The sequence below is a fragment of the Cupriavidus sp. 01L45 genome (assembly GCF_056399885.1).
In genome coordinates, this window is sequence record NZ_JBFTSG010000028.1 from 86,511 (window position 1) to 107,759 (window position 21,249).

Here is a 21,249-nt window from a genome sequence, read left to right on the forward strand (position 1 = left end):
CTTCAACCCCAACTTCAACCCCAACTTCAACCCCAACTTCAACTTCAAGGTGCGCTTCCGGCGCGCAATCAGGCCGGTGTGGCATCGCCTTGCCCGGCACCATGGCTTGCGCGCAGATGGCGGCGCAGGGCGCGTTCCAGTGCGACCAGCCCCATTGGCTTGACCAGTACCTCGCTCATTCCCGCCGCCAGCGCATGCTGATGATCTTCGCTCTGGGCACTGGCTGTGCACCCGATGATCGGTATCTTGCCCAGGGAGTCCTTGCGCGCGCGAATTGCACGGGCCAGGCTGAAGCCGTCCATCACCGGCATCATGCAGTCGCAGATGATCAGGTCTGGCGGGTGGCGCAACAGGGCTTCCAGGGCAAGGGCGCCGTTTTCCGCCGTATCTACCGCAATGCCTAGCCGCTCCAACTGACGCTCCAGCAACAGCCGGTTAGGCGCATGGTCATCCACGATCAGCACGCGCATGCCGGCGGGGAACACGGAGATGTCGGGCGTGCCGGCAATCGAAGCGCTTTCCTGGGGCGGGGATGCCGAAACTTCGAGGTTCAGGCGCACCACCACCTTCGTGCCGAGGCCGGGCTCGCTCTCAAGCGAGATCTCGCCTCCCATCCTTCGCACCAGGTTTTGCGCGATCGAGAGGCCCAGGCCGGTGCCGCCGGTATTCGCGCGCTCGGGCGATTCCACCTGGGAGAAGGGGCGGAACAGTTTGCCGATTGCTCCGGGGGGAATGCCGATGCCGGTGTCCTGGATGACGATGTGGAGCGCTTGCCAGGCGTCTCGCACAGTGGATCCGTCGAGCCGGATATCCACGCTGCCCTGCTCGGTAAAGCGGATGCTGTTGGAGACAAAGTTGCTGATGACCTGCTTGATGCGCAGGATATCCACCTTGTGCGCTTGCGCCACCGTATCGCCAACGCTGATGCTCAGGGCCAGGCCTTTCTGCGAGGCTACCGGCCCGAACATCCGGGCGAGCTCGTGCAGGGCCTGGCGCAGGCTGGCGGCGCGCGGCTGCAGCGTGAACTTGCCGGCTTCCATCTTGGAGAGGTCCAGGATGTCATCCAGCAGCGACAGCAGCGACGTGGCCGCGCCGTGCGCGGCGCCCAACTGCTCCCGATCCGCGTGCGAGGCATGCTGGCGCGCCAGCACCAGCTCCAGCATCCCCAGGATGGCGTTCATGGGGGTGCGTATCTCGTGGCTGATCGAGGCGAGGAAGGTGGACTTGGCGCGGTTGGCCGCTTCGGCGCGGTTCTTGGCCGCGGCCAGTTCGGCCAGCATCTGCTGGCGCTCCGTCACATCGATCCAGCCACCGACGATGCCGGCCGTGCCGCCATTGGCGCGGCGCAGCGGCACGACCCAGCTGATGACGCTGCGTTGCTCGTTGCCAATGGTCAGGCGGCGGTCGGCACTGGACGGCAGGCCGGTCTGCAGTACGTCCCGGTAGACGTCCATCAGCTCGTCGTGGCGGATGTCGGGACTGATGGCGGCGGTGGCGAACGCCAGCTCCGTGCCGGCCAGCGCGCGCCGCGTCGTGCCAAGTACCGCTTCGTAAGCGGTATTGCAGGTGATCATGCGCAACTGGCTGTCGCGCAGGTAGATCGGCTGCGGAATCCCGTCGAGCACCGCGGTCTGGAATGCCACCTGGTCCTGCAAGGCGTGTTCGGCCGCGGTGCGTTGCGTCACCTGGCGCCGCAGCGAGGTCACCCACGCCAGAAAGAGCAGGCTGACCAGCAGCAGGGCAGCCGCGGCCCCCATCAGCCACGGCAGGAACTGGCGCCAGGCAAGGGGCGAAGGCCTGACTTCCGTCCAGTGCGCGCGCATGGCGCCGAGCTCGTGGGGGGGAATGCTCAGGATGGCCTTGTTGATGATGCCGAGCAATTCAGGATGCCGGTTGCTGACGCCCAGACCGACTTCCAGCGGAACCCCGCCAGTCGCGGCTGCGACCTTGAGGCGGCCAGCGTAGGTCTGCCTGAGCATGTGGCCGGCCATGAAGGCGTTGGCGATGGTGGCATCGGCACGGCCGGTGGCGACCAAGCGGAATGCCTCCTCGTAGGAGTCGGTCTCGCGCTGGCTCACCGCATAGCGGGTGTGTACGAGGTCTTGGATGCCATTGAACGGCGGCCCCGCAATGATCTTGTTGGCGAGGTCGGGCAGGCTCTTGATGCTGTCGTCACCGGCGCGCGTGACGACGACCCAGTTGCCGGAGAAGTAGGGCGCGCTAACCGAGAGACGGGCGGAGCTGGCCTGATGCTGGTTCACCGGCAGGATCGGCACGATGTCCAGGGTGCCATTCTCGACGGCGGTGGCAATGTCCGCGCCGCTGGCTGGCCAGTAAGGCAAGAAGCGTAGCCCGGTGCGTTGCGCGATCAGTTGCAGCACCTGTTCGGTGAGTCCGCCGAGGCGCCCCCTGGCTTCGACAAACTGGAACGGGACGAAGTCGCGCGACACCAGGTAGCGCACCTCCGGGTGGCCGGCGATCCAGGCGCGTTCGGCGCCGGAGAGATTGAGCTTGTCGGTGATATCGAACTCGAGCGAGCTGGCGATCCAGGCGGTTTCGATCTCGCGCTTGAGCGAGGCGGGCATGGCCGCCAGCGTCCGGTCGACGATCCGGCCCAGGGAGGGATCCGCCACGGCGAACGTGACGCCCGCCTGCGCCAGTGGCGCGAAGTTGCGCGCGGTGAGTTCCTCGTACCGGTATTGCTCGACAAGATAGCCTGCGGCGGTAGCGTTGGTGACCACCACGAAGTCGGCATCGCGGGAGAGCTGGTCGAGCGCGCCCAGCAGGTTCTCGAAGGGTTGCAACTGCGCGCCCGGGTAGGCCCGGTGAAGCGCGGCGGGCGAGACTTCGCCCGCCAGGTAGCCAATGGTGCGGTTGGCCTGGTTACGCGCCTTGTCCCTGCGAGACACCACCTCGATCAGGCGATGGTCATGGTAGGGCGCGGTACGCAGGCCGGCGCCGGGGTCGTCCAGCGAGGTGGTGATCAGGTCGACGGCGCCGTTGGCCAGCTGGCTGCGCGCCAGTTCGTGCGAGGGATAGCGAAGGATTTGCGCCGGTATGCCAAGGCGCGCGACCAGCACGGCGAGGTAATCCGCGGAGATCCCGCGGTAGTCCCCTTTCAGGTCGACGAGGTCGAAAGGCGGCAGGTAGTTGCCCACCACGGCTACCCGCAGGACCTTGTGCTTGCGGCGCCATTCGGCCAGCTCCGCATCGTCGCCACGCCCTGCACCGGCCCGACCGGTGGGGGCGCCCGTACCGGGCGCATAGGACGAAGCCAGCCGCAGCTGGGGGCTCGGTTGCGGCGCGCGGGGCGGCTCGGCCGGCAGGGCCGGCAAGCCGTGGCAAAGCGACAGCAATAGTACAAACACTTGGCGGTGCCACCAGCGGGCGCACACGCGCCGGATCCGGGTAGCCGAGCGGTCCGCCGGGTTCGGGGAGGTGCAGATGCACATATGGGAGTTCTCACGGAAGGGGGGCGTGCCGCCGCCTGCCGGTCCGCCCACGCGAGCGTTCGCTGCCTTGGGAGACGGCACGCGCCACAACGGACGCGCATGCGGGATGCCTTGCCCGAATGTAAGCGTCGTGATGGCGGGCAACGTTCGGAAATGTCTGAAGAGACCTGTGGGAATTTCCGAATCCGCGCCAGCCTCGACCGCAGCGTCTTTGTTCCCGGCTGCCATGGGCAGGATTAGCGTACATAAGTGATGTTTAAATCTCATTTAAAGGCATGTGTGGAGTCTCTTAGGGCGAAGTTATCCATGTTCGATAGCAAAAGACAATGATTGTGTTTGTAATGATGAATTGTACAAATCACGCTGCGGCGCGGAAAATCGGGTCTTCGCTGCAACACGCGGCCATCCACCCCCAGTCATCCAGGAGCTCATCCATGCTGCAATCCCGTGAAGGTCAACGCGTTCCCAATGTCACGTTCCGCGTCCGCGAGAACAATGAATGGAAGACCGTGACCACGGCCGACCTGTTCGAAGGCAAGACCGTCGCGCTGTTCTCGCTGCCCGGCGCATTCACCCCGACCTGCTCGTCCACCCACCTGCCGCGCTACAACGAACTGGCGCCGGTGTTTGCCAAGCATGGCGTGGACGCGATCCTGTGCGTCTCGGTCAATGACACCTTCGTGATGAACGAATGGGCCAAGGACCAGGAATCGGAAAACATCGTGATGATTCCCGACGGCAACGGCGAATTCACCGAAGGCATGGGCATGCTGGTCGACAAGACCGACCTGGGCTTCGGCAAGCGCAGCTGGCGCTATTCGATGCTGGTCAAGGATGGCGTGGTCGACAAGATGTTCATCGAGCCGGAAGAGCCGGGCGACCCGTTCAAGGTATCGGACGCGGACACCATGCTGAACTACATCGCCCCGAATGCCAGGAAGCCTGACCAGGTAGTCGTGTTCTCCAAGGTTGGCTGCTCCTTCTGCGCCAAGGCCAAGCAGATGCTGTCGGACAACGGTTTCGACTACATCGACGTGCCGCTGGAGAACAAGATCCGCGGCAAGGTGCTGGGCGCGGTGTCCGGCAACATGACCGCGCCGCAGATCTTCATCAACGGCAAGCTGATTGGCGGGGCCGAAGCGCTTGAGACCTACCTTGTGCGCTAAGCCTGTCCAGACGCAATAACCGCTTCACCGCCGCAAGGCGCGGCGCCGGCATGGCCGGCAGCCGCGTCCCAGTCGGCGGACCGGATGGCAGTGCCGCGCGGTGCCATCCGGTCCGCTGATTGAAGCCGACTTCACCAGGAAACTCGACATGACCGCCATGCAGACCACGCAGACCATGCAGACCACGCAGAAGCAGCAGACCGCTCAAACCATTCAGACCGACGTCGCCGTGATCGGCGCCGGCACCGCCGGCCTGGCCGCCTATCGCGCCGCCAGGGCGGCCGGCAAGCGCGCCGTCATCATCGAAGGCGGCCCTTATGGCACCACCTGCGCCCGCGTGGGTTGCATGCCTTCCAAGCTGCTGATCGCCGCGGCCGAGGCCGCCCACGAACTGCGTCACACGGCGCCCTTCGGCGTGCATGTGGATGGCGAAATCCGCATCGACGGGCGCGAAGTCATGGCCAGGGTCAGGCGCGAGCGCGACCGCTTTGTCGGTTTCGTGGTGCGGGGCGTGGACGGCATTCCCGCCGAGGACAAGGTGAGCGGCTATGCCCGCTTTATCGACAACACGGTGCTGCAGGTCGGCGAGCACACCACGGTGCGCGCCAGCCGCGTAGTGATCGCCACCGGCTCCAGCCCCATGATTCCGCCGCCCTTCAAGGTGTTTGGCGATCGGCTGGTGGTCAACGACGATGTGTTCGCCTGGGACGACCTGCCGCGCCGCGTGGCCGTGTTCGGGCCCGGCGTGATCGGGCTCGAACTTGGCCAGGCGCTGTCCCGCCTGGGCGTGCAGGTGCGCGTGTTCGGCCTGCGCGGCGGCGTGGGGCCGCTGACCGACCCGGCCATCAAGGCCAACGCCGTTGCCACCTTCCGCGAGGAGTTCTACCTTGACCCGGACGCGAAGCTCGGCGAGATGCGGCGCGAGGGCGACGAAGCCGTGATCTCCTTCACGGATCTCGCGGGGAACACGGTGACCGAACGCTTCGACTACGTGCTTGCCGCCACCGGCCGCCAGCCTAATGTGCGTGGCCTGGGCCTGGAGCATACCGGGCTGGAACTGGATGCGCGCGGCGTGCCGGTATTCGATCCGGCCACCCTGCAATGCGGCACGGCGCCGATCTTTATCGCCGGCGACGCCAACGACATCCTGCCGCTGCTGCACGAAGCAGCCGACGAGGGCAAGGCCGCCGGCGAGAATGCGGCAGCTTATCCCGCGGTGCGTCCGCTGGCGCGCCGCGCGCCGATCGGCGTGGTGTTCAGCGATCCGCAGATCGCCATGGTGGGCCAGCGATATGCCGACCTGGCGCGGGACAGCTTCGTGGTGGGCGAGGTGAGCTTTGAAGACCAGGGGCGCAGCCGCGTGATGCTGAAGAACCGCGGCCTGATGCACGTCTATGCCGACAAGCAAAGCGGGCGCTTCCTTGGCGCGGAATGGACCGGCCCGCGCGCCGAGAACATCGCGCATTTGCTGGCCTGGGCTTATCAGCAATCGCTCACTATCGAGCAGATGCTGGCCATGCCGTACTACCACCCGGTGGTGGAGGAGGGCCTGCGCACCGCGCTGCGCGACGCGGCGGCAAAGCTGGCTGGCTGAACCGTAGCCCGCACTCACTTCGGTGCGGCGACGCCCCGTGGGACACCTTTCGGTGCCCGGTGCGGCGCCGTTGTTGCCATGCCTTCGCTGCGCTACCCCTGGAGCCCTTGTCCGCCGGCCTCGCCCCCATTCCCCCATTGACTGCGAGATTTTTCCGAGGTGATCCGCGCCAGCTAATGGCCCGGCCCGGTCGGGGCTGCGTAGCTGCCCGTTTTGTGGGCAGTCCGATAGGGTCCGCGTGCCAGAGCCATTTGCGGAGCTTGTCGACAGTGTTATCCACATAAAGTGTGGATAACACTGCGAGGCCAGGGGAGGCGAGGCGCAAAATCCAGGCGTTTTGTCAAGCCCGGATTGCGGGTTTCTCAAGCTTCACGGGAGCGCGCTGGCGATGGCCGCCGATGGTTCCCCGGTGGCTTGCGCGGCTTGCGCGAAAATCGGCGAAACTCTCCTCCGGGCCTTGCCGGCATGACGCCGGCGGCGCTTCTGGCTATCCCGCCCAACCCAAACGCCTCTTCAAGGACAACCACGCCATGCCATTCCTCATCGAAACCTGGGACAAGCCGCAGCACCAGCAAGTCCGACAGGCAGCCCGAGCCGGGCACCTGGCCTTCCTGGACGCCCAAAGGGCGTTGCTACTGGCGTGCGGGGCCAAGCTTAACGACGACGGCAGCGACGCGGGCGGCGGTTTCTATATCGTGGATGTCGACACCCGCGATGCGGCGCAGCAATTCATCGATGCCGATCCGTTCACGCAGGCCGGGCTCTTTGCCGAGGTGCGCATTACCCGCTGGCGCAAGGCCTATCTGGCAGGGGAGTGCTGCCTCTGACAGCCAGGCCCCCGCCGGACAAGTGGCGCGGGGCCGCGCTCAGCCACCCCCCGCCATCCCCGGAGAATCCGGCGCACGCCGTTCCAGGTTGGTATAGGCATCGGCCGCGATCAGTCCGAACAGGATGTGCGCGAACACGCTTTCCCACCCTCGCGCTTCGTCGAACCAGTTGAAGTAGCGGCCCAGGACATAGAAGTTCACCAGGTAGGCCAGCAGTCCGAACATCGCGCCGACCATGGTTGCCATGCCGATGCTGGAGTCAAAGCGGAACGACGCAATGATCATGGCCAGGATCGTGGCCAGCACCACCGACAAGGCGAAGTGAACCGCGCCCGCAGCCAGCACGATGGTCCAGCTGAACGCATCCGCCGATGCCAGCGCCTCCCGGCCGAGCATGATGGCCGCCACCATCTTCACCGTGCCCCATGCCCCCTGGTACAGCACGAAGCGCGCCGTCAACAACTCCAGCACGACATACAGGGTACCTGCGATCAGGCCGGCAATCGCGGCCGCACGCCAGTCCGGCGCGCGGCGCGCAAAATGGTGCGACTGCATATGCAAATGGAGTTCCATGAGAGGCTCCCGTTCACAAGCGACCTGAAAATCAGGCCCTTGTGATAGTTCTAGCCCATGGACGGGAAATACCAAGCCCGGGCGCGCGGCGAGTCGCGCCGGCGCGGCATCGCAATATGATGCGTCGGGCATCCCTTCGCCGGCGTCAGGAGTGCTTCTGGTACGTCCCCACCAGTTCCGCCTGCGCCAGCACGTGGCCATGCATGGCTTTCTCAAGCGTGGCCTTGGAGGCCTTGCCCAGATCGGGCAGTACCACGTCCAGCGCATATAGCTTGAAGAAGTAGCGATGCCGCCCGATTGGCGGGCAGGGGCCACCGTAGCCCGTGCGGTGCCAGTCGTTCGCGCCTTCGCGGGTGTCCGCGGGCAAGCCGGCCGGCGCAATGCCGCCGGGAAGGCCGGCGCTGGCGGGCGGGATGTTGTACAGCACCCAGTGCACCCAGGTCATCCGGGGCGCGGCCGGGTCGGGCGCATCCGGGTCATCCACGATCAGGGCAAGGCTCACGGCGCCAGGGGGGATACCCGTCCAGGCGAGCGGCGGCGAAGTATCGGCACCTTCACACGTGTGGATGGCGGGGATCCCGCCGCCGTGCGGGAAGGCTTCGGATGTCAGCGTGAGGGACATGGCGCTCTCCTTGCGGGCCGCATGGAGCCCGGCTTGCGGTACGCACAGCAGCACAATGGACAGAACGGCAGTGCGTCTTCGCATTCTGGGCTCCTTCTCTCTAGCCGTCACCCGCTGGTGGCCAGGATCCATGCCGGACCGGGCCGAAGCTGCCTCAGGAGACGGCGCGCGGTGCGAGTTGCAGCGTCAGTTCCCCGCCGTCATAGGTGGCCCGGACAGTACGTGCGCCATCCGCGACGGATACGTCGAACGGGCGGGTCAGGGTGCCCGTGGTGACCACGGTGCCCTTGCGCAGGGTGACGCCGCGCTCCGCGGCGTGCGCCAGCAAGGCTTGCAGCGCTTCGAGCGGATAGATGGCATCATCGCCGGCCAGCGGCAGCGCGCAACGCTCGCCGTCGAGCGCTACTTCGGCGCCATCGCGGACGTCTTCCACGCTGGCGGGGTCGATCTTCCCGCCCAGCACCAGTGCGTGGAAGCCCACGTTATCGGCGGCAAACGCGGGCATGCCAACCGCGACGCGGTCTTCGTACCGGGACAGGACCACTTCGACGGCGACCTGCGCGCTCTCGATGAGCCCGGCCAGGTCGGCCGGCGCGAGCTCGGCCTGCAAGGGGGCCACATCGCGCGCCAGCCGCACCGCGATCTCGAATTCGATGGTGACCACCGCGCCCGCCGGGACGGGTACGGTATCCCCCGCGGCGAAGCAGCGCGATGCGCCAACCTGGCCCACCAGCGGACGCGCCAGCTTTGCACGCCGCATGGCATTGGCGCTACCGACCCCCAGCTTCCATCCCACTAGCGGATCGCCCAGGGCCGCCATGAACTGGTCCTGCACGTCATACCCGCTGGCCAGCGTGGCCGGCTTGGCCTCGGCGGGCAGGTCGCGGAATTGCACGCCGCTGCGCAAGGCGTCGGTCAGCAGCGTCGCCGCGGCGCCGGGATTGAAGGTTGCGCTCACAAGTTCTCCTGGATTCTGGTGATGGATTCGATCGGGCAAAGCATGGGCGGCCGACCACCCATGCAGCGGGGCCGACAGCTTAACCCGGCGCGGGCCGCTTCAGAAGCGATGACGCTCCGAGGTGCGCCCCACGATCGACGCGCCCGCGATCAGCTCCTTGAGCAGCGCCTGCGATGCCAGGCCGCTGGTGCGGTACGGATCGAGTTCGCCGTGGGCGGAGTACTTCAGGATGGTGGCCATATTGACCTTGCCGGTATTGACCAGTCCCATCGCCCAGCCCGCGAATTCGCGTTCGAGTATTTCCTCGTAATGCAGCAGCACGACGTCTTCGTGGCGCGCGTCCCGGACGAGTTGCTGGTACAGGCGCGAGACTTCGTTGCGGCCGCCTTCCAGCGCCTGCATGAAGATACCGTTGCCGTAGCACAGCACCCCGGTGACGCCGTGCTTGGGGTTGTTCGCGATGCTGGTAGCGACGATGGCGTCTACCAGCCCGGGATCGGCCGGCTTGCATGCGCGGCTGGCATAGAGCAGGCGTACGAGCATGATGTCTCCACGGGATAGGCGGGGTTTGCGTGCGGGGCGCGGCGGCTTAGTCGCGCTGCCGGTTCAGCAAGGTCAGGAACTCGCGGCGCAGGCTGTCGTCCTTGAGGAAGGAGCCGCGCATCACGCTGTTGGTCATCTTGGCATCGGTATCGCGCACGCCGCGCCAGTGCATGCAGAAATGCTCGGCTTCCATGACGATGGCCAGCCCGTCCGGGCTCATCTTTTCCTGCAGGAGGTCGGCCACCTGGGTCACGGCTTCTTCCTGGATCTGCGGGCGGCACATGATCCATTCGGCCAGGCGCGCGTACTTCGACAAGCCGATCAGGTTGGAATGCTGGTTGGGCATCACGCCCACCCACAGCTTGCCGATGATCGGGCACAGGTGATGCGAGCAGGCGCTGCGCACGCGCAAAGGGCCCACGATCATCAGTTCGTTGATCCGCTCGGCGTTCGGGAATTCGGTCACGTTGGGCGGGTTGACGTAGCGGCCCGCGAAGATTTCCTTCAGGTACATCTTGGCCACGCGGCGCGCGGTCTCGCGGGTGTTGTGGTCCTGGTCGATATCGATCACCAGGCTGCGCAGCACCGCCTCCATGCGCGACTGCACTTCATCGAGCAATTCGTCCATCTCGCCGGGTTCGACGTAGGCGGAGATATTGTCGTTGGCGTGGAAGCGCTCCTGCGCGGCCTGCAAACGCGATYGTATGCGGGACGACACACTTCCCGCCGCCTGGTCCAGGTCCGGGTGGGGTGCTTGGTGGTCGGATTCCATATCGTGCGGTTCGTGGCTGTCGTTGAGGGATCGTTGCAGGATTGGCGAATGGTCCGGCATGGCCCGGCAGGGAGGATTCCTCATGTCCCGGGTTACCCGGGGCCTGCCATTCGCTTTTTCGCTACAACCATATCCTACGCCAGCACCGGCTAACCTGGGTGCATTGCACGCAACAGCGGGATGGATACGCAGGAGCGGGACACACGAACAATCGCCGCGCACCGATCTTGCGGGAGCCGGGGGTGCAGGCCCCGGCGCGGCGGCAAAGCTACAGCGCGGCCTGCATCACCGTGGCGGATGCCGGGCAGGTTTCGCGGGACAATGCCGTGTCCAGCAATTCAGGCGGCATGCAGGCGCGTTCCACGCGCTCGAAACCCAGGCGAGCAAAATAACCGGCCGCCGTAGTGGTTTGCAGCACCACCGACTGCACGCCGCGCGTGCGTGCCTCGGCCAGCATCGCCGCCACCAGCAATTCTCCAAGGCCGGCCGAACGGGCGCGTTCGGCGACCGCCACCGAGCGCAGCACGGCCACCTGCCCGTAGTTCTCCACGCCGGCACAGCCGAGCAGGCCCGCGTTGTCGCGCACAACCAGGAAATTGCCGATCTGCTCGGCTACGCCATCAACCGGCAAGTCGCAAGCCTGGAGCAGATCCTGTACTTCCTTACTGTCTTTTTCGTTTGCATAGTGCGGGCGCATGATGCCCTCCTGCCCTTCGGGCTGTTCTTCGTATCTTAAGTTCTGACTGGCTTTACGGTGCCTAGGGATACTTCTTAAGTAGATTCGCGTACTGGACGTTCCGCGGCCTAGGTTTCATGCGGAAAAGCGACATCCGGCCCATCCGGGTTCAGGGATTACACTGATGCGCTATCGCGGTGATGTCGCGATAGCAGTTGAATCATTTTCCATCGGGCCAGTGGCTGGTGCATTCGATCCGTCACGTACGTTCACGCGCGGAAATCCACTACCATTCCCAGCAGGCAACGACACCCTCGCACGCCGGGCGAGCTCGCATTCACTCCGGCAACCACTCTCCGTTTCAAGAGCGACATGTCATGGCCGAGATACCCGCTCCACCTTCCGCTTCACTGTTGCGCGCACGCAGCGCGGGCATCCTGAAAACCGATGAGCTTGGCAACCGGGCCGGCCGCTCTCCGGACTATGGCGCCGAATGCGTGGCCTTGCGCCGGCTGGCACGGGCGCTGGTGGCGTCCGACCTTGCTCTGCTGCAATCGTTGGCGGATTCGGCGCTGAAGCTTTGCCGCGCGGGCAGCGCGGGCATCAGCCTGCCCGAAGACGGTGGCGACGATAGGGGGAGCTTGTACTGGACCGCCACGGCCGGCCTGTGCGACAAGCTGGTCGGGCACGCCGTGCCTTGCGAAGATAGTCCGTCCGGCATTGCGCTGGAACTTGGCGGCCCGCAATTGCTTGCCTATCCGCAGCGCCATTTCGCCTGCTTGCCGGCACTGGAGCCGGAGGTGGTCGAGGAACTGGTGGTGCCGATTCCCGGCGATGGCGAACTCTGGGGCACCATCTGGGTGATGTCGCATGAGCACGGGCGCGTGTTTGACGACGAAGATGCGCGCCTGCTCGAAAGCCTGGCCAGTTTTGCCGGCGCGGTGCTCAGCATGTCGCGCAGCAAGGATGCCGCCATCGCGGAAGCGGCGCAGGCCAGGGCCGCGCGCGAAGCGCTGCAATTGTCGGACACGCGCAAGGACGAGTTCCTCGCCATGCTGGGGCATGAACTACGCAATCCGATTGCCGCCATCGACAGCGCGATCAAAGTGGCGCGGCGGATCGCACAAGTGCAGCAGGGCGCCTCCGGCATGCTCGATATCGCCGAGCGCCAGATGCGCCAGCTCAAGCGGCTGACCGACGATCTGCTCGATGCGTCCCGTATCAAGCAAGGCAAGGTGCCGATCGTGCGCACCCATGGCAATGTGCAGGATATCGTGGGCGATGCCTTGTCGTCGGTGGCATCGGATATCGAATGGCACGGCAATACGCTGACCACGGACCTGCCCGCGGCACCGGTGACGGTCTATGCCGATACGGCGCGGCTCACGCAGGTGGTCACCAACCTGCTGTCCAATGCGATCAAGTACACGCCGCGCGGCGGTACCATTGCCTTGTCGGTCCAGGCCGAAGCGTCGCCCCCCGGCGACGCGCCGGTAGCCGTTGCCGGCCAAGATTGTTTCGATACGCTGGTGATCACGGTCAAGGATGACGGCATCGGCATCGATCCGGACTTCCTGCCAAACGTGCTGGACATGTTCAGCCAGTACGCAGCAGATGCCCAAGGTGGCGGACTCGGCGTCGGGCTGGCCATCGTCAGGCGCATGGTTGAACTGCACAATGGCACGGTGACGGTGCACAGCGATGGCAAGGGCCTCGGCACCCTGGTGCAGGCGCGGCTGCCCGTGGTCTGCGCCGGTCCGGTAGAGGCCGGCGCCGCGCAGCCCGGCACCCTTCCGGCGCTGCGTATCCTGCTGGTTGACGACAACACCGAAGCCCTGCGCGCGCTGGGCATGTTGCTCGAACTCGACGGCCACGAAGTCAGGCTGGCGGCCAGCGGCGAGGACGCGCTGGATATCGCCGGCGGCTTTACGCCCGACGTGGCGCTGATCGATATCGGCCTGCCGGGTATCGACGGTTTCCAGCTGGCGCAAAGCCTGCGCGCGCTTCCCGCGTTCGCGGGCACCCGCCTGGTGGCGCTGAGCGGCTACGCCTCCGAAGCCGACAAGGCGCGAGGCGCGGCGGCCGGCTTCGATTTCCACCTGGCCAAGCCGCTGGCGATGGACGCCCTGGCGAGTATCCTGTCACGTGGCCGATGAAGGGTCGCCGATGTTTTTCGGGACCTTATTCGTCACAAATCTGTAGGACGGCACACCCGCCAAATCAGAGATCTCCCGACGGCAGTGTTGTGCCGGCCACGCCATACTTGGGAGACGCCAACACCAGTTGCCGTCGATGCTTGCCTTCCTCTTGCTAACCCTCGCAGGCCTCGGGGTGTTCGTTATCGTCATCTACCTGGCCATGTAAGCCCGCAACCCCGGCCGTCCCGGCCTGGCCAGGAAAACGCCGGCCGCCGTGGCCCACGGCCGATCCGGCCTGAGGCGAGGCATTGGTTAGTGTGCGCATTCGAGCGAGCGCCGGGGACAGGGCGGTCAGAGCAGCAATGCCGCCAGCGCCGGCACCAGCGCCAGCGGCATCACCACCGCGCCGATACGCAGGAACTGCACCGCGCCGACCATCTGGCCCTCGCGCCGCAGCGCCGTCAGCCATAGCAGGGTCGCCAGCGAGCCGGTGACGGACAGATTGGGGCCAAGGTCGATGCCAATCAGCACCGCGTCAGTGACTTGCGCGGAGGCATGGCTGGCCGCCAGTGCCGACGAGGCGAACAGCCCGGCCGGCAGGTTGTTGACCACGTTGGACACCAGGGCCACCGTGCCCCCGGTCACCCATATGCTGGCCGCCGGAGACTGTTGCGACAGCGCCTGCACCAGCTGGGCGAGTTTCCCGATCAGACCGGTCTGCTCCAGGCTGGCCACCAGTACGAACAGGCCCGCCACCAGCGGCAGCACGCCCCAGGAAATCTCGCGAAGCGCCGGCAGGCACAGGCCGGGGCGGCGCGCGCAGACCAGCAGCAGCGTCGCCACGCCGGCCACGCAGGTCGGCCAGCCCAGGTCGGCGCCCAGCAACGATGCCACCAGCAGCACAAGTCCCATCGCCACGATGCCGACGGCGGTCAGTTTGGCCTCGATCGTCAGGGGCGGCACCGCCACGTCGGTCGCGATGCGCTCCTTCAGGGCGTGGCGCTGGGTCCAGTAAAGCGCGGCAAAGGTCGCGGCGATGGCGACGGCCGACGGCAAGGCAAAGCGCGCCAGCCAGCCCGGCAGCGTGGGCATGTGCGCACCGAAGATGACGAGGTTGGCGGGATTCGAGATCGGCAGCACGAAGCTCGCTGCGTTGGCAATGAAGGCGCAACTGTAGAGATAGGGCAGGGGATGCCTGACCCTGGCGGCGCGGGTGGCGGCGAGGACAGCCGGCGTCAGCACCACCGCGGTGGCATCGTTGGACATGAACACGGTGACCAGCGTGCCGAAACCATACACCAGCACGAACAGCCGCCGCGCCGATCCCCCGGCCTGGCGCACCGCCACCGCCGCTACGTGGTCGAACAGCCCGGTCTTGCGCGCCAGTTCGGACGCCAGCATCATGCCGCCGAGAAACAGGTACACATCGTAGCCGCGTGCCACGGCGGCCAGCGCATCGGGCACCGCAAGCAGGCCTGTCACGCACAGCAACAGTGCGCCCGCGACGGCCCAGACGGCCTCGGGCAGCCGGAAGGGCCGCATGATGACGCCCATAGTGGTGGCCGCTGCCACCGCCCAGATCAGTGGGCCGCTGTAGGGGGAGATGTTCATCGGGTGCGCTCAGGCAGCAGGTGATCGTTCATGTTGTGGGCTGTTTTYGTGCGCGGGGGCAGCGCCCGCGCTCGTCAGGTGCTGGGCAGCGACGGACGGGGCGTGGTCCCTGGCGGGACGGGGGACGTGGATGCCCTGACAGGTTCCGCTGGTCCGGCGGCCGCGGGCGGGGCGGCCATCCCGACGGGCTCGGTTGCGGGATCGGGCTGTGCCGGCGGCGGGAAACCAAGCGCTGCGATGCCGTGGCTGCCATCCGCATACTCCGGATAAATCCAGTCGTCGCCACTGCGCACCAGGTTTTTCGGCACCACGTATTCCGCCTCGGGCTGGCCGGCCAGCCGGCCTTCCATGTAGTTCGCCCAGATCGGCAGGGCCGTGGTGGCGCCGAATTCGTGTCGGCCCAGGCTGCGGTTGTCGTCGAAACCCATCCACGCCACCGTGACGATGCCAGAGGCATAGCCGGCAAACCAGCCGTCGACCGAATCGTTGGTGGTGCCGGTCTTGCCGGCCACATCCGCGCGCCGCAGGTAGCGCTGCAGCCCGGCGCCGGTGCCGCTGGTCACCACACTGTGCAGCAGGCTGTTCATCACATAGGCGTTGCGCTCGGGGATGACGCGGCGCGGCTGGGGCTCGCTGTCCGCGGTGAACAGCACATTGCCCGCGCCGTCGCTGATGCGCTCGATCAGGTAAGGCTCGGTGCGGTAGCCCTCGTTGGCGAAGACGCCATAGGCGGCGGCGAGCCGCAGCGGCGTGGTGGTGCCGGTGCCCAGCGCCATCGGCAGGTAGCGCGGCAGGCGTTGCTCGGAGAAGCCGAATTTGCCGGCGTAGTCCACCGCGTAGGGAATGCCGATGGCCTGCAGGGTGCGGATGGCCGGCAGGTTGCGCGACTCGGCCAGCGCCTGGCGCACGCTGACGGCACCCAGGAAGCGGCCATCGTCGTTGCCCGGTTGCCACCGCGACGAGCCGTCCAGCGGCGCGTCGTTGATCATCGTGGTGGCCGATACACCGCGCTCCAGCGCGGCGGAGTAGATGAAGGGCTTGAAGGTCGAGCCCGGCTGGCGCAGCGCCTGCGTGGCATGGTTGAAGCGGCTGGTGGCAAAGTCCGCACCGCCGATCAGTGCCTCGATGGCGCCCGACCTGCTGTCCAGCGAAACCAGCGCGGCCTGCTGTCCGCGGGCGTCGCCGTGGCGCTTGCCGTACTGGTCGAGCCCTGCGTGCACGGCCTCGTAGGCCAGGCTTTGCCTGACCGACGATACCGTGGTGTAGACGTTCAGGCCGCGGGTATAGGCGGCTTCGCCGAAACGGTCGTAGGCAAGCTGGCGGGCCAGTTCCGCCACGTACTCGGCGTGGCCGCCGAAATGGCCGCCATTGGATCCCGCCACCTGCAGCCGTTCGGACCGCGCCGCCTGGTACTGATCGTGCGAGATCATGCCCAGCGCCTGCATCCGCCCCAGCACATATTGCTGGCGCAGCCTGGCGCGGGGAAAGTTGACTACCGGATTCATGGTCGACGGCGCCTTGGGCAAGCCCGCCAGCATCGCGGTTTCCGCCAGCGAGAGCGCTTCCAGCGGCTTGCCGAAATAGGTCTGGGCCGCGCTGCCGAAACCGTACGCATGTTCGCCCAGGTAGACTTGGTTCATGTACAGCTCGAGGATGCGGTCTTTCGGCAGGGAACGGTCGATCTTCCATGCCAGCAGGATTTCATACCACTTGCGCGCCAGCGTCTTCTCGCGCGACAGGTAGAAATTGCGCGCCACCTGCATGGTGATGGTGGAGGCGCCCTGGGCGTAGCCCTCGCCGATATTGGCGAGCGCGGCGCGGAAGATCCCGGGGACATCGACGCCGGCGTGCTGGTAGAACTGATCGTCTTCCGCCGCCAGCAAGGCATTGGACATCTGCCTGGGCATGCGATCCAGCGGCACGAATTCGCGGTGCTCGTTACCGAACTCGCCGATCAGCACGTTGTCGCTGGTAAAGATCCGCAGCGGTACGTCGGGGCGGTAATCCCGCAGCGCATCGACATCGGGGAGTTGGCGCAGGCTCACCACGGCGGCGAACCCAACTAGCAAGGTGGAGGCTGCAGCCAGCGCCAAAGCGGCGCTTGCTGCCTTTACAACGACTCTTTTCATTCGCGCATTCTACCTTTTGGCAAAAACCGGGTAGCCGGCCACGCCGTCCGGGGCTTCCGCCGCTGTCAGGCTGTCCCCGTTGTCTTGTGAATCTTCCGGTGCTGCCGGCCGGGTGCCGGGTTTGCCGACCTGCTGCGCGAATTGCGCCAGCGCGCGCCAGGTCTCGGCGCGCTCGATGATGGTGGAGTGGTCGGTGCCCGGCATCGTCTGCCGCGCCACTTGGCCGGGCCATGCCGCGATCAGGCGCTCCGAGCATTCGTGCGGTACCACCTCGTCGGTCTCGGCAAGCAGCACCTTGGTGCTCTGCACCACCTTCTTGCAGTGGGAAATCGAATCGAAGTGATGGCGCATCAACTGCCGCAGCGGTACCAGGGGGAAGCGCTTGCGCACGATTTCCAGCATCGAGTCATAGGGCGTGATCAGCTGCAAGCTCTCAAAATCCTGCAGGTCGGCCAGCTGGATGGCCACGCCCGTGCCGAGGCTGCGGCCGACCACATGCACGCGCGTGCCCGGAAACATGCGGCGCAGGTGCAGCAGGAACTGGCTGGCGTCCGCCACGGCGGCGGCTTCCGAGGGCTGGCCGTCCGAATGGCCCAGGCCGCGGTAGTCCATGGTGGCAAAGCCCACGCGCGGCGGCAGCCATTCCAGGTACTGCATGGTGTCCAGCACGTCCTCGCCGCGGCCGGGCAGGTAGAACAGGAGGTCGCGCGCCGTGTTCGTGTCCGGTACGGTTTCCCCTGTTTGCACGTCCAGCACGCCCTGCGTGCCATAGACGTAGCCGCGCAGCAAGCCGCCCGGCACTTCATGCGAATAGGCGGTAATGCCATCGGGCAGCTCACGCGGGGGGCGGCGGCGCGCGTCGAACAGCAGCCGGTCCTGGTTCAGCGCCAGGTATGTCCAGTAGCAGGTAAAGCCGCCTGCGGTCAGCAGTACGGCGGCGAGCGCCTTGCGTGTGTGGGATGGCATGCTGGATTCGGAGGGTTTGTTCTGCCTGACTTCTCTGCTTCGCTTGACAGCGCAATGCGGGGCGTTTCGTGGTGGATCCCTGGCGATTTTCCGGGGCCACGGCATTCGACCCGGCTTGGCCCCCGCAAGTTCTTGTACGATACGCTTCACATCAACGGCGGCCGGTGCGGCCGCGCACGGAGCCAGAGGCATGACCGACCAGAACAACCAGAACGACGAACAAAAGCGCGCCGAAGAAGCGCAGGCGATGGACCGCGTGGTCAACGCAACGCGGCAGGTGCAGGTGGCCTTTGCCGCGCTGCAGGGGCAGTTCGCGCCACAAGGCAGCGGCAAGCCGTCAAAGATGGCGCTGCAGACATTCGACGCCGCCTTGCAGGCGCTGGAAGATGCGCAAGCGGCATTCGACGAGGTCCTCAACGACCTGCTCGACGGCAAGCGGTGAGCCCGTCCGGCGCTCAGTGCGCCGGATAAGCCGCCACTTCGATCAGGTTTCCGTCCGGATCGCGGCAATACACCGAGGTCATCGGGCCGAGCGCGCCGGTGCGCTGCGCCGGCCCGGCCTCGATCGGCACGTGATGCGCCAGCCAGTGCGCGATCACGCTCTCCAGCGTGTTGTGGGTGATGAAGCAAAGGTCGTCGCTGCCGGCGGTGGGATGCGTGCCGGTGAACCAGGCCACCGTATCGGTGCCGATGGGGCGCAGGTTGATCTTCTGCTGGCCGAAGCGCACCGAGACCCGTTTGCCGGTGCGGGATTCGAAGTCCTCGCGCCGCATGCCGAGCACGCTCTCATACCACGCCGCGCTGGTCTCGACGTCCTTCACGTTGAGGACGATATGGTCGAAACGGTCTATCACAATACTCATCTTGCGCCTTTCGAGGAAGTGAAACGAGTCTGACGAGAAAGGGACGGGGCGCGATCGCGCGTGCCGGAAAACAGGTACTTTACACCCGACTTCCTGATCGCGCGTGCCCGTGGCGCCGGCGGCTTGTGATAAGGTTCCGCGGCAAGGTCGCCACGCCGCCCGCCAGGCCGGCGCAGAGACGGCCTGACCCGGCCCGGCCGGGATCCAGAACAGGAGACCTGCCGTCATGAGCAGCATGCTAGCCAACCACGCCGCGGCGTCGGACGACGATCCGGAGCGCCGCGCCCTGATTGCCCGCGCCCACGCGCGCTCCGCCGGCTTCGGCCTGGAAGCGGTGCATGCGGCGGACTACCACCCGCTAGGGGGGCGCGCACTGCATGAACTGGTCGACGCCAACCAACTCCTCTACAAGCATGCGCTGCCGGTCATGGAGACCCTGCACGCGCAGATCGCCAACACCGAAAGCATGGTGCTGCTGACCGATAGCGGCGGCGTGATCCTGCACAGCCTGGGCGATGGCGATTTCGCCGACAGGGCCAGGCGCGTGGCGCTGGCACCGGGCGTATCGTGGGCGGAGTCGAGCAAGGGCACCAACGCGATCGGCACGGCGCTGGCCGAGGCCCGTCCCACGGTGGTCCATGCCGATGAGCACTTCCTGCGCGCCAACCGCACGCTGACCTGTTCCTGCGCGCCGATCGCCGGGCCGTTCGGCCGGGTCCTGGGCGCGCTGGATGTCAGCGGCGATCATCGCGGCTTCCACAAGCACACCATGGCGCTGGTGCGGATGTCGGCACAGATGATCGAGAATCACCTGTTCGCCACCCATTTCACCGACGCCGCGCTGGTGCGCTTTCATGCGCGGCCCGAGTTCGTCGGCACGCTGTTCGAAGGCATGGCGGCATTCGCTGCCGACGGCACTTTCCTCGCGGCCAACCGCAGCGGCCTGTTCCAGCTGGGCTTGTCGCCCGATGCGCTGGAGCGCCACAGCTTCGCCGCCTTGTTCGGCTTGCCGCTGGGTGTCGCGCTCAAGCAGGGCGACGAGGCCCGCGGGCAGTTGCTGACGCTGACCTTGCCGAGTCGCGTGCTCGTGTTCGCGCGGATGGCATTGCTGGCGCCGGCCCGGCGCGTATCACACACAGCGCCCGCTGCGCCCGCGGCACGCACATCCGCCGCCGGGCCGGCCTCGGCGCTGGCTGCTCTCGATACCGGCGACGCCCGCATGGCGGCCGTGCTGCAGCGGGTCAACAAGGTACACGGGCGCGATATCCCGATCCTGGTGCTGGGGCGCACCGGCACCGGCAAGGAATGGCTGGCGCGGGCCATTCATCGCGACTCGCCGCGTGGCGCGGCGCCGTTCGTGGCTGTCAACTGCGCGTCCATCCCGGAATCCCTGATCGAGGCGGAACTGTTCGGCTACGAGGACGGCGCGTTCACCGGCGCCCGGCGGCGAGGCAGCCCGGGCAAGCTGGTGCAGGCGCATGGCGGCACCTTGTTCCTCGACGAGATCGGCGACATGCCGCTGGCACAGCAGGTAAGGCTGATGCGCGTGCTGCAGGAGCGCGCGGTGACGCCGCTGGGTGGCGCCCGCGCGATACCGGTGGATCTGCGCATCATCTGCGCCACCCACCGCGACCTGCGCGCGATGATCGCGGCCGGTACGTTCCGCGAGGATTTGTACTACCGGATCAATGCGCTGGCGGTCACGCTGCCCGCGCTGCGCGACCGCACCGACCTGCCGGTCCTGGTGGAACGCATCCTGACGCAACAGCTCGCGCAGGCGGACCATGCCGCGCATGCTGGTGCGCATCCAAGCCAGATCGCGGCGGACGTGCTGGCACGTTTCCAGCGGCATCCGTGGCCGGGCAACCTGCGCCAGATGGTCAACGTGCTGCGCACCGCGGCCATCATGGCCGAAGGCGAGGACGAGATCCGGGTGGAGCATTTGCCGGAGGATTTCGAGGACGACCTGGTACCGGATGCGTACGGGGACGCGCAGCGAGCGATGGACAGCGATGACAATTTGGCCAGCGTCGCACAGGTGCGGCCAACCGACGCCCCCGAGCGCCTGCGCGATCGCGAAGCCGCCATGATCCGCCAGGCGCTGGCACGCCACGGCGGCAACATCAGCCTGGCCGCGCGCGAGCTGGGCTTGTCGCGGAACACGATATACAGACGGCTGAAGCGTGGCAGTTGAATCGTGGCCCACCAGCCGCCCCCACGCGATGCGAAGCGAGCCGTCAAGGTGTACCAGGCCGTATGGGGCGCCTCGTCGTCAGGCAAAAAGAGCGGAAAAGAGGGGGCCATGTTTGAGTATCGCCTTAAGGCGATGCGAGTTTGGCCCCCGGCCGCTCTTTTTGCC

General features: G+C 66.5%; 17 protein-coding genes. 6 read left to right on the forward strand and 11 right to left on the reverse strand.

Going from position 1 to position 21,249, the window contains the following annotated elements:
* Positions 1-68: 68 nt before the first annotated feature.
* Complete coding sequence (locus AC1DT6_RS20025) at positions 69-3,368, reverse strand: ATP-binding protein (RefSeq protein ID WP_441625272.1); 3,300 nt, start codon at positions 3,366-3,368, stop codon at positions 69-71.
* A 518-nt stretch (positions 3,369-3,886) separates the two neighbouring features.
* On the opposite strand from AC1DT6_RS20025, the gene AC1DT6_RS20030 reads away from it, so the two are divergent.
* From AC1DT6_RS20030 to AC1DT6_RS20040, 3 genes are all read left to right on the forward strand, one after another.
* Positions 3,887-4,618, forward strand: coding sequence for a glutathione peroxidase (locus AC1DT6_RS20030; RefSeq protein ID WP_035870843.1), 732 nt, complete (start codon positions 3,887-3,889; stop codon positions 4,616-4,618).
* Between the two features lie 148 nt (positions 4,619-4,766).
* Positions 4,767-6,212 (forward strand): dihydrolipoyl dehydrogenase, encoded by a 1,446-nt coding sequence (locus AC1DT6_RS20035; protein WP_441625274.1) that lies wholly within the window; start codon positions 4,767-4,769, stop codon positions 6,210-6,212.
* A gap of 530 nt (positions 6,213-6,742) precedes the next feature.
* The gene (locus tag AC1DT6_RS20040; RefSeq protein WP_441625276.1) at positions 6,743-7,039 is read left to right on the forward strand and encodes a YciI family protein; all 297 of its coding nucleotides are present in this window, start codon (positions 6,743-6,745) and stop codon (positions 7,037-7,039) included.
* Positions 7,040-7,078: 39 nt separating this feature from the next.
* Here the strand turns inward: AC1DT6_RS20040 and AC1DT6_RS20045 are convergent, their stop codons facing one another.
* The 6 genes from AC1DT6_RS20045 to arsN2 all read right to left on the reverse strand — a co-directional run bounded on the left by AC1DT6_RS20045 (position 7,079) and on the right by arsN2 (position 11,204).
* The gene (locus AC1DT6_RS20045) at positions 7,079-7,612 is read right to left on the reverse strand and encodes a hypothetical protein (RefSeq protein WP_441625278.1); all 534 of its coding nucleotides are present in this window, start codon (positions 7,610-7,612) and stop codon (positions 7,079-7,081) included.
* A 145-nt stretch (positions 7,613-7,757) separates the two neighbouring features.
* Positions 7,758-8,234 (reverse strand): YbhB/YbcL family Raf kinase inhibitor-like protein, encoded by a 477-nt coding sequence (locus tag AC1DT6_RS20050; protein WP_441625314.1) that lies wholly within the window; start codon positions 8,232-8,234, stop codon positions 7,758-7,760.
* Positions 8,235-8,388: 154 nt separating this feature from the next.
* Positions 8,389-9,192, reverse strand: a complete 804-nt coding sequence (locus tag AC1DT6_RS20055) for a fumarylacetoacetate hydrolase family protein (protein ID WP_441625280.1) — start codon at positions 9,190-9,192, stop codon at positions 8,389-8,391.
* Positions 9,193-9,291: 99 nt separating this feature from the next.
* Positions 9,292-9,735, reverse strand: a complete 444-nt coding sequence (locus AC1DT6_RS20060; RefSeq protein ID WP_441625282.1) for a BLUF domain-containing protein — start codon at positions 9,733-9,735, stop codon at positions 9,292-9,294.
* A 46-nt stretch (positions 9,736-9,781) separates the two neighbouring features.
* Positions 9,782-10,507, reverse strand: a complete 726-nt coding sequence (folE, locus tag AC1DT6_RS20065) for a GTP cyclohydrolase I (protein ID WP_477114824.1) — start codon at positions 10,505-10,507, stop codon at positions 9,782-9,784.
* 268 nt (positions 10,508-10,775) lie between these two features.
* A complete protein-coding gene (arsN2, locus tag AC1DT6_RS20070; RefSeq protein ID WP_045235845.1) occupies positions 10,776-11,204 on the reverse strand; it encodes an arsenic resistance N-acetyltransferase ArsN2 in 429 nt (142 codons plus the stop codon).
* Positions 11,205-11,560: 356 nt separating this feature from the next.
* On the opposite strand from arsN2, the gene AC1DT6_RS20075 reads away from it, so the two are divergent.
* Positions 11,561-13,339 (forward strand): hybrid sensor histidine kinase/response regulator, encoded by a 1,779-nt coding sequence (locus AC1DT6_RS20075; protein ID WP_441625287.1) that lies wholly within the window; start codon positions 11,561-11,563, stop codon positions 13,337-13,339.
* A gap of 333 nt (positions 13,340-13,672) precedes the next feature.
* Here the strand turns inward: AC1DT6_RS20075 and AC1DT6_RS20080 are convergent, their stop codons facing one another.
* The 3 genes from AC1DT6_RS20080 to AC1DT6_RS20090 all read right to left on the reverse strand — a co-directional run bounded on the left by AC1DT6_RS20080 (position 13,673) and on the right by AC1DT6_RS20090 (position 18,027).
* Entirely contained in the window at positions 13,673-14,932 is a 1,260-nt protein-coding gene (locus AC1DT6_RS20080; protein WP_441625289.1) for an arsenic transporter, read from the reverse strand.
* A 74-nt stretch (positions 14,933-15,006) separates the two neighbouring features.
* On the reverse strand, positions 15,007-17,061 hold the full coding sequence (locus AC1DT6_RS20085; protein ID WP_441625291.1) for a penicillin-binding protein 1A: 2,055 nt from the start codon (positions 17,059-17,061) through the stop codon (positions 15,007-15,009).
* Positions 17,062-17,070: 9 nt separating this feature from the next.
* Positions 17,071-18,027 (reverse strand): alpha/beta hydrolase, encoded by a 957-nt coding sequence (locus AC1DT6_RS20090; RefSeq protein WP_441625293.1) that lies wholly within the window; start codon positions 18,025-18,027, stop codon positions 17,071-17,073.
* A 190-nt stretch (positions 18,028-18,217) separates the two neighbouring features.
* Here AC1DT6_RS20090 and AC1DT6_RS20095 point away from each other — a divergent pair, with 190 nt between their 5' ends.
* Positions 18,218-18,469, forward strand: coding sequence for a hypothetical protein (locus AC1DT6_RS20095; RefSeq protein ID WP_441625295.1), 252 nt, complete (start codon positions 18,218-18,220; stop codon positions 18,467-18,469).
* 13 nt (positions 18,470-18,482) lie between these two features.
* On the opposite strand, the gene AC1DT6_RS20100 is transcribed toward AC1DT6_RS20095, so the two are convergent.
* Positions 18,483-18,890 (reverse strand): VOC family protein, encoded by a 408-nt coding sequence (locus AC1DT6_RS20100; RefSeq protein ID WP_441625297.1) that lies wholly within the window; start codon positions 18,888-18,890, stop codon positions 18,483-18,485.
* 226 nt (positions 18,891-19,116) lie between these two features.
* Here AC1DT6_RS20100 and AC1DT6_RS20105 point away from each other — a divergent pair, with 226 nt between their 5' ends.
* Complete coding sequence (locus tag AC1DT6_RS20105) at positions 19,117-21,084, forward strand: sigma-54-dependent Fis family transcriptional regulator (RefSeq protein WP_441625299.1); 1,968 nt, start codon at positions 19,117-19,119, stop codon at positions 21,082-21,084.
* Positions 21,085-21,249: the final 165 nt, after the last annotated feature.

Excerpts from the sequence above, each read along its gene's own strand:
- AC1DT6_RS20085 (WP_441625291.1), bottom strand. The coding sequence starts at position 17,061 with ATGAAAAGAGTCGTTGTAAAGGCAGCAAGCGCCGCTTTGGCGCTGGCT.
- AC1DT6_RS20105 (WP_441625299.1), top strand. The coding sequence starts at position 19,117 with ATGAGCAGCATGCTAGCCAACCACGCCGCGGCGTCGGACGACGATCCG.
- AC1DT6_RS20040 (WP_441625276.1), top strand. The coding sequence starts at position 6,743 with ATGCCATTCCTCATCGAAACCTGGGACAAGCCGCAGCACCAGCAAGTC.
- arsN2 (WP_045235845.1), bottom strand. The coding sequence starts at position 11,204 with ATGCGCCCGCACTATGCAAACGAAAAAGACAGTAAGGAAGTACAGGAT.
- AC1DT6_RS20045 (WP_441625278.1), bottom strand. The coding sequence starts at position 7,612 with ATGGAACTCCATTTGCATATGCAGTCGCACCATTTTGCGCGCCGCGCG.
- AC1DT6_RS20050 (WP_441625314.1), bottom strand. The coding sequence starts at position 8,234 with ATGTCCCTCACGCTGACATCCGAAGCCTTCCCGCACGGCGGCGGGATC.
- AC1DT6_RS20075 (WP_441625287.1), top strand. The coding sequence starts at position 11,561 with ATGGCCGAGATACCCGCTCCACCTTCCGCTTCACTGTTGCGCGCACGC.
- AC1DT6_RS20060 (WP_441625282.1), bottom strand. The coding sequence starts at position 9,735 with ATGCTCGTACGCCTGCTCTATGCCAGCCGCGCATGCAAGCCGGCCGAT.
- AC1DT6_RS20100 (WP_441625297.1), bottom strand. The coding sequence starts at position 18,890 with ATGAGTATTGTGATAGACCGTTTCGACCATATCGTCCTCAACGTGAAG.
- AC1DT6_RS20080 (WP_441625289.1), bottom strand. The coding sequence starts at position 14,932 with ATGAACATCTCCCCCTACAGCGGCCCACTGATCTGGGCGGTGGCAGCG.
- AC1DT6_RS20090 (WP_441625293.1), bottom strand. The coding sequence starts at position 18,027 with ATGCCATCCCACACACGCAAGGCGCTCGCCGCCGTACTGCTGACCGCA.
- AC1DT6_RS20095 (WP_441625295.1), top strand. The coding sequence starts at position 18,218 with ATGACCGACCAGAACAACCAGAACGACGAACAAAAGCGCGCCGAAGAA.
- AC1DT6_RS20030 (WP_035870843.1), top strand. The coding sequence starts at position 3,887 with ATGCTGCAATCCCGTGAAGGTCAACGCGTTCCCAATGTCACGTTCCGC.
- AC1DT6_RS20035 (WP_441625274.1), top strand. The coding sequence starts at position 4,767 with ATGACCGCCATGCAGACCACGCAGACCATGCAGACCACGCAGAAGCAG.